Raw genomic sequence first — 14,384 nt, forward strand, 5'->3', positions numbered from 1 at the left:
TAGGCTCTCTTGATTCCAGCCTTTGCTGGCGCAAGTTAAAAATGGCTTATGCCAACTATATTGGCATAAGCCATTTTGCTTTGTCGATAAGTGTTCTGAGACGGCGAATATTCCTCAATAGGAGAGTGTTTCATGGCGACCGGTGCCCGAGGTTCAACATGCCGGTGTAGGCATGGCAATTGACGTATTCGAAACTTTGCTCTCTTGCCGTCATGACGGCGACTTCATGGTAAGTCGTGAGTTTTGCGGCACTTCCTAATTTTCCCATATACGCTTGCGCCGCTCCGAAAATGCGCAGGTGGGTTTCATGGGTAGCAGCCCATTTTTCCAGGGCATCGAGACCGGTCCAGTAACTCAGGCCATAACTTTGCTTCCTTGTAGCGCCGTTTGAATCAACGATATTGACGAAGCGGTTGCTCAGGCATCCGATGTCCAGTCCATTTTCGTCAAGAAAACGCATGCCTTGCGACAATTGCGGCAGGATGACCTCTTTGTACAAGTCAATTTCCTGCGGGTCGGCATTTTCCCAATCCTGGCCGGAGCGGATAATGCACAGGTTCTCATGGGGAATGATGACTCGCCGCTTTTCATTGCCAGGTTTGTTGGTGATGAGAGGCCCGCCCACTGGCGACAAGGTGCCGGCCTGGGAGGCGGGAATCCTGTCCCGCATGGCGCCCCAATAAGCATGCTCGATGATTTCCCCACTCATTCTGTCGCCCAGGTTGCCCAATGCCTTGGGTTCCTGGGTGGCATAATGGGTTTCAAGATGACTGCTCCGGGGAGTGAAGACCTCCTTGAAATACCCGATTCCATCAGTTTCCCTATCCCGGGATTCCCACCAATCTGCCACATTGCCGCACTCGGTCCATCGGTCATAACGCGCAGGGTTGCGCCAGTACAAGGCAAACAAATGATTGGTAAAGCCCGCCCTGTCGGTGAACGTGGACTGGTCCCAATACTGCGGACCATCCGGCAATCCCAGCAGCGAAACCACGGCATGATTTGCAGTCTGGAAAGCTGGCATATTCTCTTGCCCTAAAGTCTGTATGCCGAGATAGCAGATAACGACCTGTGAGACCGTAGCGGGAAACCTTGCGACATAGGTCGGGTATGGCAGCGCTTTGGTCCTGCCGCGGAACGGGCAATTGCCCGGTTGCCTCAAATGCTGCGGGATGGCCGATTCCAATTCAGCTTGCTTGGACATGATCAAACCTTTGCTCGGTATTGGCAGGTTTTTTGGCTATCTGGAATAGCGCATCAATTCTTAGCTGCTCGTCCGCCGAGTTGGGCCTCAGGTAAGCCAGCGCGACATAAACCGTCAGGTTGACCGCCAAGCCGATCAGCCCCGAACTCAAGCCGTAGGTATGGCCCAGCAGTTCGGGAAAGGCTGCCTCAAGCAGGACAGCGGTCAGGAATCCCAGCACCATGCCCGCAATCGCGCCCGCGGCATTGCCTTTTTTCCAGAAGATGCCCAGGAACTGCGGGACGGCAAGCTGGATGATGCCTTGGTAGGCCAACACCGCCAGCGAGAACAGGGCTGGCAATGTCAGGCAGGCCAGCCACGCCGACAGAGCCGTGAGCAGCACCATGCCGAACTTGGCAATGAAAATCAGCTGGGGATGCGTCAGGGTACGGTAGTTGCCGAACAGGTCGTTGGCTATCTGTGCGCCCGTGGCCTGGATGTTGCCGTCAATGTGCCCCATGGAGGCTGCCAGCAATATCATGCCGGCGATGCCCAGCAACCATACGCCACCGGCTTCCTGGCTGGCCAGGAACCAGACATCGTTGGGCTGGTCCGCTACGGCGGGCAGGCCGGAGGCCAGCATGCCGAAAATCAGCAGTGCAGCGCCGAACAACAACGAAAGCGGCATGGCGAGCGCTGCGGATTTTTTCAGGCTATGCACGCTATCGGCAGTAAACAGCCTGACAAAGATATACGGCCAGCACCAGCCGCCTACGGTGCCGGTCAATATGAGGCTGAATACGTACAAAGGCCCCTCTTTGCTGCCAAGGCCGGGGAGAGTGAACATGGAAGCGGGAAGCGACGCCAGTTGTATTCCCTTGGAGTTGACCAGCCATATGATCAGGCCGATCAAGACCGCGGTTCCGATGATATAGGCCACGATACCCTGCGCCATATCCGAGATCACCACGCCGCGCATGCCCATGCGGACTGTCCATACTTGCCGAAGCGCAATGACTGCCACGCCCAGGATTACCGCACTGGTGAAGCCGAGCTTGCCGAGGGACATGTATTGGAACAATCCGCCCAGCGCCTGCATGCCCAGAACCAACCAGGGTATCCCGGAAATGATGCCGATCACGGCGGCAATAGTGCGTATATGGCGCGAGTTGTAGCGCAGGGCAAAAAGGTCCGGCTGGGTCTTCAGGTCAAAATGCTTTCCCCACGTCCATACCGCCTGCGCCATGACATACATCAGTACCACAGTCAGCAGGCTGTACACCAAAACATAGAATGAGATTACGCCGCTTGCGGCAGCCAGCCCGCCAAACGCGGTGAACATCGCCCCCGGATACCAGGTGTTGAGGAAGGACATCGCCTGGAACCTGGCGTCAAAAGATCGTCCGCCCACGGCATAATCGGTAAAGGATCTGTCCTTGCGTTTGGTCAGCTGCAGGATGGTCACGACCATGACGAAGAAGCCGATGAGCAAGCCAAAGGTAATGGTCATCGGGCTGCGCTCCTATCGGAATCCAGAAAATAAGCCGTCACCACGCTGGCCGTGATGCATATCGATACCAGCAGGAAATAGACCAGCGTCGCCGGAAGCCCCAGCATGGCCGGCTGGCCGTTCACCCACCAATACAATGGCGGAAGCAGCGCCAATACCGCATCCGCGATGAACCATAGTTTGATCAGCAACATCCTGTTTAATATCATCGTATCGCCCCTCCGGGATTATTATTTTGTTAGGATGAGCGCATTATTATGAGTATGGGCGGCAGGCATGCCCATCATGCAAATGCAGGGGGAAGAATGGCTGCGTTAGATTTTGCGTTTGACGAGGTATTGCTGGGCGATCTCTATCAATCCGCGCTGCTGGAGCCGCCTGATTCGTTTCAGCAGTCCGCGCTTCGCCAGCTGGACAAATTGATTGGCTTCGACCAGGCCTGGTGGGGCATCATGTCCCCGGCCAAGGTTGGCTTCCAGTTGCGCAGTTCGTTCAGGCACGAGCTGCCACTGGCGTTTGAAGAACATTGGCGGTCGGTGAGCGGCGATGACACGCTGGCCTTGAACGTACAGCTGAAGCCAAGAACGACCATTCACTACCGACACGCGGATTTGTATTCCACCCCGGGTCTCAAGTCGTTGAATGGCGAGCAGCATATCCGCCAGGCCTTGTGTACCTCCATCTTCTTTCCTGACAATCAGTCTTTTCTCTTCATCTCGCTTTTTCGCTCGGGAAAATATGCAAAGGCTTTTAGCCAACGGGATGTCGCAATCAAGCAGAAAATCACCCCGCACTTGTATGCCAGTTGGAAATCCAACCTGCAAGCGGAAATTGAGAGAATGCGCATCCCCAACCAGCTGTTGCATGCCTCGACTGCCTTTTTGGACAGCGAGGGGAGCATCCTCTGCTCCGATGCCGCCTTCAACGGCTTTGTGAACGAGTTATGGCCGCATTGGAAAGAAAAGGGCAGGGTTCCGCTAGGTATGCTGGACGAAGGCTGGATATGCCCTTCCGGCTTGCTCCAGGTGAAAAGGCTATGCGCCGGCGGGCTGGAAAGGATAGATATCAGCCGCCAGCCACTTTTCAGCAAGCTGACGAAACGTGAAAAACAGATCGCGCTTGAATATGCGGACGGGAAGTCTTACAAGGAAATTGCCGCTGGTCTGGCGTTGTCTCCCACTACCGTGAGGCATTACCTGCAAGTGATTTATACCAAGTTGGATATCAACGATAAATCCGAGCTGGTGCGATTCTCGGATGCCTACTCGAGGTCAGTCGAGATGATGAGGTGGAAGGAGGCAGCCAGCCAGGCGGCGCTGCCTCTTGTATCCGGCATGTAGCTTGGCGCCGTGATGCGGCCTTGCCAGTATTATGCCGATTGAATACTGGACAGTTTTTCAAAGTCGCTGGGCTCAAGCGTAATGTCTGCAGCTTTCGCGTTTTCCTCCAGGTGCTTGACCTTGCTGGTGCCGGGAATAGGCAACATCACCGGGCTTCTTTGCAACAGCCAAGCCAGGGCAATCTGGAATGGCGTTGCGCCGTATTTCCTGGCGATTTCCCCAAGCGCGGTTTTTTCAACCGGCAGGTTGCCGGTCGCCAGGGGAAACCAAGGGATAAACCCGATATTGTGCCGGGTGCAATAATCAAGGACATCTTCATGTTGCCGGAAGGCCATGTTGTACTGGTTCTGGACCGTCACCACTTCGAAGTGGCGCTGGGCGGCCTTGATGTCGTCCACCGTAGCTTCGCTCAAGCCGATGTGCTCAATCAGGCCTTCTTTCTGGAACTCTGCTATGGCCTCGAATTGTTCTTCGCGCGGGACTTTGGGATCTATCCTGTGCAGTTGCCATAAACCGATCTGCTCAATCCCCAGCCGTCGCCAGCTCATCAGTACGCATTGCCGGAGATATTCCGGCCTGCCGACAGGCGCCCATATATCAGGTCCATGGCGTGTCAAGCCGCCCTTGGTGGCGATGAGCAGGTCATTGTACGGATGCAAGGCCTTGCGGATCAGCACTTCACTCACATCGGGTCCATAGCTGTCGGCGGTATCAATGAAATTGATCCCCAGTTCCGGGACCCGTTTCAAGGTGGCGATACTTTCCGCCAGGTCTGCGGGCTCTCCCCAAACGCCTTTCCCGGTAATGCGCATTGCCCCGAACCCTAAGCGATGCAGCTTGTACTCGCCAAGCTTGAAATATTGGTTTTGCCTGATAGGCCTTTCAAGTTGTAGGGATAACAGTCTATAGCGCCAAGCAATATCCCTCCTGGAACGGGCGGCTTAATGTTCAAACAGCGAAATGTAAAGCCTGAAGTAACGGCTTATGCTTTTCGCCAGCCACCTCTTGTGCCAAGAGGGAGGATGACCTGTGCGTGTTAGGTCAAGCATTGAGTATACCAATTTGTATGGTGTTATAGCGTATTGATCACATACGTCAGGATTGTGAACGAAATCCACATGAAGCCGATCGTCGACACCACAAAGCTCAATGCGGTGAATACCTTCCACTTTTTCTTGGACCAGAAATCCGTATCGAAAGCTGCAATCGTGAAGATGGTGGGATTGGTGAATCCGCCTATTGCCAGGCAGACACAAGCTGCTGTCGGAAGCGGGATTCCCAAGCCGTAAAAGCTTAATCCGAATAACGCCATCAGGGCGTAGTCGATGTGCGCCCGGATCATGGTCTTGTAGTCGATCAGGAATTCATCAACACCCTTGATCGGGAACCATTTGGCAAAAGTCATCAGCCAAGCAGATAAAATTAAAGCGGTGACACAGGCTACGGCTCCTATCAGTAAAGCGATCATTTACTTCTCCTCCAGTGATTTTGTAAATAAATATATACAGATCTGTATATATGCGAATCATATACCAAGATTTGCAATTTGCAAGGGAATAGATTCAGCGCTAGAAGTCTGGAAAGATGTAAGAAGGCTGGGCTTATGAACAAGCCTCTTAAGTCAGGAGCGCAGTGTGGGCTGGCTGGCACGGCATCTGCAATATGGAAACCAGGAATACCGTTTCCGTCCCAAGAAGCATAATGACTAAACAGTTATGATTAATATTTAATCAGTTGTAAATTTATTGTTGTCTTGAATGTTGACAAGCTATAATCCGGTTTTCAATTCCATTTTGATGTCATGGCTACCAAAATCATCACTGCCAAGCAGCAGATGCGGGCAGCACAGAGCTTTCCCTTTTTCTCCAGCCTTGCCGTGGTGATACCGGTATTGATCCCTTTCTGGATTGCGGCCTCGATTTTTACCTATGCCTCGATGGCAAACCATCCCTGTACCCGCGTCTGCGATTACCTTGTGCCTGCAGGTTATCGTTTTTATGGCCTGCTCGGCGCCTGGGTGGTACTGCTCAACTTCAGTTCCAACATGGCAGGCTGGGTAGGGGGAGGGTTGAATCTGGCCCTGATCATATGGGCGGTCAGCGTTCTGGTAATAGTCCCGCTGGGAGTGCGCGATATCTTGCGCGCGCGCAAGGAGCCATGGCAGGAATATACCGTCGAGACAACAGAATAAAAGGAAACACATGCGAGATTCAGTGATTGATATACGCGGCCTTGACCGCGTGGAGCGCGCCAAGACCCAGACGCGCGCAGAAGCGCCCAAGCGCTGGGCTGTCGATGAGATCGTCGCGCTGTTCGAATTGCCGTTTTCAGACCTGATGCACCGTGCCCAGTCGGTGCATCGCGAGAATTTCGACCCCAATGGCGTCCAGGTGAGCACGCTGCTGTCGATCAAGACCGGCGGCTGTTCCGAAGATTGCGGCTATTGTCCGCAAGCCGCACGTTACCATACCGATGTGGAAAAGCAGGATTTGATGCAGTTGGACGAAGTGCTGGCTGCTGCGCGGGCCGCCAAGGAAAATGGCGCCAGCCGCTTCTGCATGGGGGCTGCATGGCGCAGCCCCAAGCAGCGCGACCTGGAGCCGGTGCTGGCCATGATCCGCGAAGTGAAGGCGATGGGTTTGGAAACCTGCGCCACGCTGGGGATGCTGAAAGACGGCCAGGCCGAGCAATTGAAGGATGCCGGCCTCGACTATTACAACCATAACCTGGATACTGCGCCGGAATATTACGGCGACGTGATCACGACGCGTACCTACCAGGACCGCCTGGATACGCTGGACCGCGTGCGCGAGCAGGACATCAATGTCTGTTGCGGCGGCATTATCGGCATGGGCGAAACCCGCGCTCAGCGTGCCGGCCTGCTGGCGCAGCTTGCCAATATGGAGCGTCCGCCCGAAAGCGTACCCATCAACTTGTTGACCCAGGTGGAAGGCACGCCGATGTATGGCATGGACGAGCTTGACCCGTTCGAATTCGTGCGCACGATTGCGGCGGCCCGCATCACCATGCCCCAGAGCTTCGTGCGTTTGTCCGCCGGCCGCCAAAGCATGCACGAAGGCATCCAGGCCTTGTGCTTCCTGGCCGGCGCCAACTCGATTTTCTATGGCGAGAAGCTGCTGACCACGGGCAATCCCGAAGCTGAAGCCGACCGCAAGCTGTTCGACAAGCTCGGCATCCATCCGCTTTAAATCACAGATGCCTTCCATGCTGGAATCCCACCCGGCAGAAGCAGCCACCCCATTGCTGGACGCATTGCAAACCGAGCTCGCCGAACGTGCGGACCTGGGTTTGCTGCGCCAGCGCCGCGTGCTTCAAGGCATGCAGGGCGTGCATGTCGAGGTTGACGGTAAGCGTTTGCTCTCGTTCTGCAGCAACGATTATCTGGGTTTGGCTGCCCATCCGTCCCTGATCTCCGCGATGCGCGATTGCGCTGCCACGGTCGGTGCTGGCGCTGGCGCATCCCATCTCGTCACCGGGCACCAACAGGCGCATGAAGCGCTTGAGCATGCATTGCAGGGTTTCATGGGATTGCCCGGCGTCCTGCTGTTCACCACCGGCTATATGGCGAACCTGGGTATCATCACATCGCTGTGCGGACGCGAGGATGTCATCTTTGCCGACAAGCTCAACCATGCCTCGCTCAATGATGCCGCATTGCTCTCGCGGGCCGAACTCAAGCGCTACGCTCACAATGACCTGGCAAGCCTCGAGCGGTTGCTGGCGCAAAGCCAGGCCAGGCGCAAGCTGGTGGTGGCCGATGCGGTATTCAGCATGGATGGCGACCTGGCGCCTGTCCCGGAATTGCTCGCCCTATGCGAGCGCTATGATGCCTACCTGATGTTGGACGACGCTCATGGCTTTGGCGTGCTGGGTGCGAATGGCCGCGGCGTGCTGGAGCATTTTGCGCTGGATTCGCCCCGTATCATTTATATGGCAACCCTGGGCAAGGCCGCAGGGGCGGCAGGCGCATTCGTGGCAGGCCCGAAAATCCTCACTGATTACCTGATGCAGACCGCCCGTCCTTATATCTACACCACGGCAAGCCCGGCGCCAGTGGCGGCTGCCGCAATGGCCGGCGTGCAATTGATCGAGCAAGACCATGCGCGCCGTGCCCATCTGCATGCCTTGATCGCGGATTTCAGAACGTCATGCCGATTGCAGCGCTGGCAGCTGATGGCATCCGAAACTGCGATACAGCCCGTGGTCATCGGTAGCAACGAAGAGGTATTGCAGGTAAGCAAGCGCTTGCTTGAATCGGGCATCCTGGTGCCGGCCATCCGTCCTCCGACCGTGCCAAAAGGCACGGCCAGATTGCGGATATCGCTATCCGCCGCGCATACGCATGAGGATGTCCGGCTGCTGCTGGCAACATTGCATACATTGGAGGCTGCATGAGCGGTATTCATGTCGACATCACCGGCAAGGGCCAGCCCTTGGTGCTGATTCACGGCTGGGGGATGCATGGCGGCGTCTGGCAGCCTTTGGTGAAAAAGCTCTCCCAGTCGTTTGAACTGCATATCGTGGACTTGCCCGGCATGGGCTTGAGCCAGGGCGTGATCGCGAGCAATCTCGATGAAATGGTGGCGTCGCTGCTGCCTGTCCTGCCTGTTCGTGCCGATATCGCCGGCTGGTCATTGGGCGGCCTGGTAGCCATGCGGCTGGCCTTGGTCCACCCGGAGCGGGTGCAGCGCCTGGTGCTGGTGGGGAGCACGCCGTGCTTCATCAATACCGGGCCGGGGCATTCTCAGCCCTGGGAATACGGTATGGCAGCCACCGTGTTCCAGAGGTTCGCACAACAAGTAAACGAGGATTATGCCGCCACCCTGATCAAGTTCCTGACTTTGCAATGCATGGGGGCCAGCGACGCGCGCGCCACCATCAAGGAGTTGCGCCGGGCGCTGGCCGAGCGCCCTGTGCCATCGCCGCTGGCGCTCGAAGCCGCGCTTGACGTGCTGTTGCAGAACGACCTTCGTCCCGAACTGGCCGCCTTGCAGCAATCTGTGCTGCTGATCCATGGCGACCGTGACAGCCTCGCTCCAGTACAGGCCGCCCACTGGCTGGCCCGGCATTTGCCGCATGCCAGCCTGCGGGTGATCGCGGGCGCAGGCCATGCGCCTTTCCTCTCGCATACGGCGCAATTCATCGACAGCGTGCGTGGCTTTCTCCAATCCCATGCAGAGACTGTGTGATGCGTGACGAATACCTGATAGACAAAGCCAGGGTGCGTGCGTCGTTCGACCGCGCGGCAGGCAGCTATGACGCTGCCGCGATCCTGCAGCGCGAAGTGCGCGAGCGCATGTTGCAACGCCTGGAGCTGGTGAAAATCACGCCCGGCGTCATCCTGGATGCGGGCTGCGGCACTGGTCACGCCAGCGTGGCATTGGGCAAGCGGTATCGCGATAGCCAAGTGATCTCGCTGGATATCGCCATGGGCATGTTGCAGCAGACCCTGGCGCATTATCCCTGGACCAAGCGCCTATTAGGGCAAAAACGTCCTAGTGCGCTGTGCGCTGATATCGAACAGCTCCCGCTCAAGGACGCCAGCTTGGACCTGATCTGGTCCAATGTGGCGATCCAGTGGTGCAACGACCTCGATAGCGCTTTCGCCGGCATGGCGCGCGTGTTGCGCCCCGAAGGCCTGCTCATGTTCAGCACCTTCGGGCCGGATACCTTGAAGGAACTGCGCGCAGCGTCAGGGGGCGACCATGTCCATGTCAGCCGCTTCATCGACATGCACGATATCGGCGACGCCCTGGTGCGCGCCGGGTTTTCCGACCCCGTGCTCGACGTGGAGCGTTTCGTTCTCACCTATGACGACGTGCTATCCGTCATGCGCGACCTCAAGGCCATCGGGGCGCACAATGCCGCGGCAGGCCGCGCCCGCGGTTTGCTGGGACGCGGCTTCCTCAACCACTTGACGGAAGCGTACGAACAATTCCGCCATGAAGGCAAACTGCCCGCGACCTATGAAGTGGTCTACGGCCACGCCTGGAAACCCCAGCCCAAACAGGCGGGGCTTGCCACGGTGACTGTGCACCCGAGGAGGCCGCGTTGAGCAGTGAGCGTCAACAGGCTTGGTTCGTGACAGGTACCGATACCGGCGTCGGCAAGACCATGGTCAGCAGCATGCTGGTGCGCCAGTTTGCAGCGCGTGGCCTGCGCAGCGTAGGCATGAAGCCCGTCGCTTCCGGCTGCGAACGCCAGAATGAGCAATTGATTTCCGAAGACGTCACGCAGCTATTGGCCGCCAGCAATGTCGAGCTATCATTGTCCGACATCAACCCTTATGCCTTCGAGCCCGCCATTGCGCCGCATATCGCGGCCAAACAGGCAGGAGTGCAGATCGACCTGGATCATATCTTGGCCGCGTTCGAGCGCTTGCAGTCCCAGGCGGATGTCGTGATCGTCGAGGGAGCGGGCGGTTTCTATGTGCCGTTGGATGACCGGCACGATATTGCAGACCTGGCTGCCAAGCTTGGCCTGCCCGTGATTCTCGTAGTCGGCATGCGGCTGGGATGCATCAATCATGCATTGCTGACCGCCGAGGCGATCAGGCAACGCGGTCTGACGTTGGCTGGCTGGGTGGCGAATCAGGCGGATCCAAGGATGGCGATGCTAGAGGAAAATCTACAGACGTTGAAGCAAAGAATGCCAGCAACATGTCTGGGATTGGTGCCATGGCAGGAGCAAACCGATATGCCTGGGGGCACTGATATTGTCAGGGCATTGTTGTAATGAGGATGTTGATTTCAATACGCGCTGGTCGCGATGGACGATAAGCAGCTTGATTGTATTGTGGGTATCCTATACCAACCTGTATAAAGAATGCTGGCAAATAAACTCCAATACCCCGCCCGGTAATAAATAGCGTGGTGTCCCGCCATGTACAAGACGTTCTCGAATCTTAGTCGCTGAAATATCCAACGCGGTAATTTCCTGCATCCATATCCCATTCTCCGGTTGAGCCGCTAATTGTCGCGTGCTCGCCCTCACATGGGACTGCACAAATCCATCCAGTGCCGAGTTGCCTGAGGGCAATACTGCGCTTGGCCGTGTTGCCACGATGATGTGTGCAAACCCCAACAAATCCTGCCAGCGATGCCAACTGGTGATTCCTGTAAACGCATCCATGCCCATGAGCAGGCAGAGCCTTGCCTTGCCTTGCAGTTCTTCATGCAGGGATCGCAGGGTGTCTATGGTGTAGGAATAGCCTTCCCGTTCCAGTTCGCGCGTGTCCAGCCTGAATAAGGGGTTGCCGGCAATCGCGAGGGCAACCATTTCCGCGCGTTGCGCGGCTGAAGTCATGGGTTGATCGCGGTGCGGCGGGGTGGCTGAGGGAATGAAGCGGACTTCCGCCAAATCCAGGGCCTCGGCCAGTTCCTGCGCCATGCGCAGGTGGCCGAAGTGGATGGGGTCGAAGGTGCCGCCCATAATGCCGATAAGCGGTACAGGCTGGGCTGGGGATTTGGCGCCCAGCGTCATGTTGGTGAAGTGCAGGTGCGAGGGCATCAGGCCCTGACTTCTCCATCGCCCAGTACGATGTACTTGAGGCTGGTCAGGCCCTCGAGGCCGACCGGGCCGCGTGCGTGCAGCTTGTCGGTGGAAATGCCGATCTCGGCGCCCAGGCCGTATTCAAAGCCATCGGCAAAGCGGGTGGAGGCATTGACGATGACGCTGCTGGAATCCACTTCGCGCAGGAATTGGCGCGCACGGGTGTAGTTCTCGGTGACGATGGCCTCGGTATGTTGGGAGGAGTATTGGTTGATATGGGCGATGGCCTCGTCCACATCCGCAACCACTTTCACCGAGATGATCGCGGCGAGGTATTCCGTGTAGTAGTCCTCGTCCGTGGCAGGCTTGGCCTGCGGCACCAGCGCGCGGGTTTCGTTGCAGCCGCGTATTTCCACGCCCTTGCTGGTCAACATCGCAGCCAGCGGCGGCAACGCTGCTTGCGCAATGCTGCGTGCTACCAATAGCGATTCCGCGGTATTGCAGGTGCCGAGGCGCTGGGTCTTTGAGTTCTCCAGGATGCGCAATGCCTTGTCGAGGTCGGCGCTCTCGTCGACGTAGACATGGCAATTGCCGTCGAGGTGCTTGATGACGGGGATGCGCGCTTCGTTGGAGATGCGCTCGATCAGGCCCTTGCCGCCGCGCGGCACGATGACGTCGACATAGTCTTTCATGGTGATCAGTTCGCCGACGGCGGCGCGGTCGGTTGTCGCCACCACTTGCACGGCGCTGGCTGGCAGGCCTGCGGCGGCCAAGCCTTCGTGCACGATGGCGGCCAGGGCGCGGTTGCAGTGAATGGCTTCGGAGCCGCCGCGCAGGATGGCGGCATTGCCTGACTTGATGCAGAGGCCGGCGGCATCGATGGTGACATTGGGCCGGGCTTCGTAGATGATGCCGATGACGCCCAATGGCACGCGCATCTTGCCGATCTGGATGCCGGAAGGGCGGTACTTGAAATCCGACATTTCGCCGATGGGGTCGGGCAGGCCGGCAATCTGCTCCAGGCCTTCCGCCATGGTGGCGATGCCTTTTTCGCTGAGCACGAGGCGGTCCAGCATGGCGGGTTCCAGGCCGTTGCGGCGCGCGGCTTCCAGGTCGGCTGCGTTGGCGCCGAGCAATGTGTCGCGCTCGCGGCGGATGGCGGTGGCGATGGCGCGCAAGGCCTTGTTCTTGGTTTCGGTGTCGGCGCGCGCCATGGCGCGTGAAGCGGCACGCGCTTCGCTACCGAGCTGTCGCATGTAGTGTTTGATGTCTTCCATTCCTGCCTCTATTTCCTGCTGCCAATACGCGCCAGGCCAAAGCACAGGCGCGAGATTTCCAGCCATGGGTCCTGGTTCAACAGGCCTTTGGCGGCCTTGTCAATTTCAGCCAGTTTTTGCAGCGCCGCCTCGAGCTGGCGCATGCTCATCCGGGAAAGCGCCCGTTTTACCAGGTTTTGCCGGTCGCCGTAAATCCGGGCTTGCTGCATGGCGCTGTTGAGATTGCCGCCGCGGCTTTCAGCATATTTTACTTTGACCAGCCCGCGCAACACCCAGGCCAGGGCGCTCATGATGGCAACCGGTTGCGCGCCTTCCTCTCGCAGGCCGTGCAGTATGCGCACCGCATGCTCGCTATTGCCGCTCAGCACGGCATCGCCCAGTTGGAAGGCATCATAGCGCGAAACGTTCAATACCGCTTCCCGCACGCTGCCGCCATCCAGCGTGCCTTCAGGGTACAGCAGCCCGAGTTTCTGGATTTCCTGGTGTGCGGCGAGCAAGTTGCCTTCCACCTGGTGGGCGAGAAACTCAAGTGTTTCCTGGTCGGTATTCTGGCCTTGGCTGGCAAGGCGGGCGGCGATCCATTGCGGCAGCGCCGATGGCGCGACTTCATGCAAGGCGAGCGAGACGCCGTGGTTTTCCAATGCGGCAAACCAGGCGCTGTTCTTGGCGTCGCGCTCAAGCTTGGGCAGGATGACGATGGTCACGGTATCTGGAATGGCTTGTTCCGCCAGCGCAAGCAGGGCCTTGCCGCCGTCTACGCCTGGTTTGCCCGAGGGAATGGCAATCTCGAGGATGCGGCGGCTGGCGAACAGAGAGATGGATTGGCCGAAAGCCGCAACCTGCTGCCAATTGAAATTGCGCTCCACGGTGAGCCGGGTGCGTTCATCGTGGCCTGCGGCACGTGCTGCCGCGCGGATGGCATCCAGGCTTTCACGCTGGGCGAGCGGCTCATCGCCCATGAGGACATAAAGCGGCGCCAGGCCCTGGGCCAGGTGCCGCTCCAGCTCCTGCGGCTTGAGCCTCATTCCACGGTTTCGTCCAGGGAGCGTAAGTCGGGCGCGCGCGGTTTGTCCTTGGCTGGCCTGACCACCATGAGGCGGCGCAGCAGTTCACGCACGGCGTCGTCCTTCATATCGTTGTAGAGGCGCTCCTGTTCGAGTTGCTTCGCCAGCAATTGTGAGTCATCGTATGTGATTTCACGTCTTCCCTGGATCGTTTGCACCTCGCCCCATGTCTCGCTGGATGGGTCACGCACGCGGAAATTCACGGTATAGAACAGTTCGAATTCACGCACCAGGCCGCGGCCGCTCAAGGACAGGATGCGTTGTTCCTGTGCTTCGCTCATGATTTCAAGCAACAGGTCGGCCTGGTCTGCCGAACTGACGATCTTGACGCCGTTCACCGCCAGCGAGCGCTTGAACGGCTTGGATATGGAGATGGTCGGGCCCTGGATGAACAATGAATGGAACTTGAGATCCGCCACGCCGCGCATCTTGAAGCCGCAGGCCGTGAGGGCCAGTAGCATGGCAAGCAGAATCCAGCGGACGGCGCGCATATACATG

General features: G+C 57.9%; 16 protein-coding genes. 7 read left to right on the forward strand and 9 right to left on the reverse strand.

Features of this window, described 5'->3' with window-relative positions; translation table 11 throughout:
* Positions 1-130: 130 nt before the first annotated feature.
* The 3 genes from ACKF11_RS12275 to ACKF11_RS12285 are packed head-to-tail and all read right to left on the reverse strand — an operon-like array spanning position 131 to position 2,887.
* A complete protein-coding gene (locus ACKF11_RS12275) occupies positions 131-1,204 on the reverse strand; it encodes a phenylacetaldoxime dehydratase family protein (protein WP_407997273.1) in 1,074 nt (357 codons plus the stop codon).
* Complete coding sequence (locus ACKF11_RS12280; protein ID WP_407997274.1) at positions 1,188-2,693, reverse strand: sodium:solute symporter family protein; 1,506 nt, start codon at positions 2,691-2,693, stop codon at positions 1,188-1,190. The genes ACKF11_RS12275 and ACKF11_RS12280 overlap by 17 nt, the downstream gene beginning before the upstream one ends.
* Positions 2,690-2,887 (reverse strand): hypothetical protein, encoded by a 198-nt coding sequence (locus ACKF11_RS12285; RefSeq protein WP_309566325.1) that lies wholly within the window; start codon positions 2,885-2,887, stop codon positions 2,690-2,692. The genes ACKF11_RS12280 and ACKF11_RS12285 overlap by 4 nt, the downstream gene beginning before the upstream one ends.
* A 111-nt stretch (positions 2,888-2,998) precedes the next feature.
* On the opposite strand from ACKF11_RS12285, the gene ACKF11_RS12290 reads away from it, so the two are divergent.
* Complete coding sequence (locus tag ACKF11_RS12290; RefSeq protein ID WP_309566326.1) at positions 2,999-4,033, forward strand: helix-turn-helix transcriptional regulator; 1,035 nt, start codon at positions 2,999-3,001, stop codon at positions 4,031-4,033.
* A 29-nt stretch (positions 4,034-4,062) separates the two neighbouring features.
* On the opposite strand, the gene ACKF11_RS12295 is transcribed toward ACKF11_RS12290, so the two are convergent.
* Both ACKF11_RS12295 and ACKF11_RS12300 read right to left on the reverse strand, forming a co-directional pair.
* On the reverse strand, positions 4,063-4,953 hold the full coding sequence (locus tag ACKF11_RS12295; RefSeq protein WP_407997326.1) for an aldo/keto reductase: 891 nt from the start codon (positions 4,951-4,953) through the stop codon (positions 4,063-4,065).
* Positions 4,954-5,105: 152 nt separating this feature from the next.
* Positions 5,106-5,501, reverse strand: a complete 396-nt coding sequence (locus tag ACKF11_RS12300; RefSeq protein ID WP_309566328.1) for a hypothetical protein — start codon at positions 5,499-5,501, stop codon at positions 5,106-5,108.
* 333 nt (positions 5,502-5,834) lie between these two features.
* Between ACKF11_RS12300 and ACKF11_RS12305 the strand changes: the two genes are divergently transcribed.
* The 6 genes from ACKF11_RS12305 to bioD are packed head-to-tail and all read left to right on the forward strand — an operon-like array spanning position 5,835 to position 10,789.
* Entirely contained in the window at positions 5,835-6,224 is a 390-nt protein-coding gene (locus ACKF11_RS12305) for a hypothetical protein (protein WP_309566329.1), read from the forward strand.
* Positions 6,225-6,234: 10 nt separating this feature from the next.
* Positions 6,235-7,242: a biotin synthase BioB gene (bioB, locus tag ACKF11_RS12310; RefSeq protein WP_309566330.1), complete on the forward strand. Its 1,008-nt coding sequence runs from the start codon at positions 6,235-6,237 to the stop codon at positions 7,240-7,242.
* 7 nt (positions 7,243-7,249) lie between these two features.
* The gene (gene bioF / locus ACKF11_RS12315) at positions 7,250-8,449 is read left to right on the forward strand and encodes an 8-amino-7-oxononanoate synthase (protein ID WP_407997275.1); all 1,200 of its coding nucleotides are present in this window, start codon (positions 7,250-7,252) and stop codon (positions 8,447-8,449) included.
* Positions 8,446-9,243 (forward strand): pimeloyl-ACP methyl ester esterase BioH, encoded by a 798-nt coding sequence (gene bioH / locus ACKF11_RS12320; protein WP_407997276.1) that lies wholly within the window; start codon positions 8,446-8,448, stop codon positions 9,241-9,243. Before bioF ends, bioH begins: the two co-directional genes overlap by 4 nt.
* Positions 9,243-10,109 carry a malonyl-ACP O-methyltransferase BioC gene (gene bioC, locus ACKF11_RS12325; protein WP_407997327.1) on the forward strand — a complete coding sequence of 289 codons (867 nt, stop codon included), beginning with the start codon at positions 9,243-9,245 and terminating at the stop codon, positions 10,107-10,109. The genes bioH and bioC overlap by 1 nt, the downstream gene beginning before the upstream one ends.
* Positions 10,106-10,789: a dethiobiotin synthase gene (gene bioD, locus ACKF11_RS12330; RefSeq protein WP_407997277.1), complete on the forward strand. Its 684-nt coding sequence runs from the start codon at positions 10,106-10,108 to the stop codon at positions 10,787-10,789. Before bioC ends, bioD begins: the two co-directional genes overlap by 4 nt.
* A gap of 69 nt (positions 10,790-10,858) precedes the next feature.
* Here the strand turns inward: bioD and nadD are convergent, their stop codons facing one another.
* From nadD to ACKF11_RS12350, 4 genes are read right to left on the reverse strand one after another with little or no spacing between them, the layout of a single operon-like run.
* Positions 10,859-11,563: a nicotinate-nucleotide adenylyltransferase gene (nadD, locus tag ACKF11_RS12335; protein ID WP_407997278.1), complete on the reverse strand. Its 705-nt coding sequence runs from the start codon at positions 11,561-11,563 to the stop codon at positions 10,859-10,861.
* The gene (locus tag ACKF11_RS12340; RefSeq protein ID WP_407997279.1) at positions 11,563-12,822 is read right to left on the reverse strand and encodes a glutamate-5-semialdehyde dehydrogenase; all 1,260 of its coding nucleotides are present in this window, start codon (positions 12,820-12,822) and stop codon (positions 11,563-11,565) included. The genes nadD and ACKF11_RS12340 overlap by 1 nt, the downstream gene beginning before the upstream one ends.
* Before the next feature lie 8 nt (positions 12,823-12,830).
* On the reverse strand, positions 12,831-13,847 hold the full coding sequence (gene holA / locus ACKF11_RS12345; protein ID WP_407997280.1) for a DNA polymerase III subunit delta: 1,017 nt from the start codon (positions 13,845-13,847) through the stop codon (positions 12,831-12,833).
* Positions 13,844-14,383: an LPS-assembly lipoprotein LptE gene (locus tag ACKF11_RS12350; RefSeq protein WP_309566337.1), complete on the reverse strand. Its 540-nt coding sequence runs from the start codon at positions 14,381-14,383 to the stop codon at positions 13,844-13,846. The genes holA and ACKF11_RS12350 overlap by 4 nt, the downstream gene beginning before the upstream one ends.
* Position 14,384: the final 1 nt, after the last annotated feature.

Origin of the sequence: Methylobacillus draconifructus (genome assembly GCF_045984385.1) — a bacterium.
Lineage (GTDB): Bacteria > Pseudomonadota > Gammaproteobacteria > Burkholderiales > Methylophilaceae > Methylobacillus > Methylobacillus flagellatus_A.

Coding starts and splice junctions, on each gene's coding strand:
- ACKF11_RS12275 (WP_407997273.1), bottom strand. CDS start 1,204: ATGTCCAAGCAAGCTGAATTGGAATCGGCCATCCCGCAGCATTTGAGG.
- ACKF11_RS12280 (WP_407997274.1), bottom strand. CDS start 2,693: ATGACCATTACCTTTGGCTTGCTCATCGGCTTCTTCGTCATGGTCGTG.
- ACKF11_RS12285 (WP_309566325.1), bottom strand. CDS start 2,887: ATGTTGCTGATCAAACTATGGTTCATCGCGGATGCGGTATTGGCGCTG.
- ACKF11_RS12290 (WP_309566326.1), top strand. CDS start 2,999: ATGGCTGCGTTAGATTTTGCGTTTGACGAGGTATTGCTGGGCGATCTC.
- ACKF11_RS12300 (WP_309566328.1), bottom strand. CDS start 5,501: ATGATCGCTTTACTGATAGGAGCCGTAGCCTGTGTCACCGCTTTAATT.
- ACKF11_RS12305 (WP_309566329.1), top strand. CDS start 5,835: ATGGCTACCAAAATCATCACTGCCAAGCAGCAGATGCGGGCAGCACAG.
- bioB (WP_309566330.1), top strand. CDS start 6,235: ATGCGAGATTCAGTGATTGATATACGCGGCCTTGACCGCGTGGAGCGC.
- bioF (WP_407997275.1), top strand. CDS start 7,250: ATGCCTTCCATGCTGGAATCCCACCCGGCAGAAGCAGCCACCCCATTG.
- bioH (WP_407997276.1), top strand. CDS start 8,446: ATGAGCGGTATTCATGTCGACATCACCGGCAAGGGCCAGCCCTTGGTG.
- bioC (WP_407997327.1), top strand. CDS start 9,243: ATGCGTGACGAATACCTGATAGACAAAGCCAGGGTGCGTGCGTCGTTC.
- nadD (WP_407997278.1), bottom strand. CDS start 11,563: ATGCCCTCGCACCTGCACTTCACCAACATGACGCTGGGCGCCAAATCC.
- ACKF11_RS12340 (WP_407997279.1), bottom strand. CDS start 12,822: ATGGAAGACATCAAACACTACATGCGACAGCTCGGTAGCGAAGCGCGT.
- holA (WP_407997280.1), bottom strand. CDS start 13,847: ATGAGGCTCAAGCCGCAGGAGCTGGAGCGGCACCTGGCCCAGGGCCTG.
- ACKF11_RS12350 (WP_309566337.1), bottom strand. CDS start 14,383: ATGTATATGCGCGCCGTCCGCTGGATTCTGCTTGCCATGCTACTGGCC.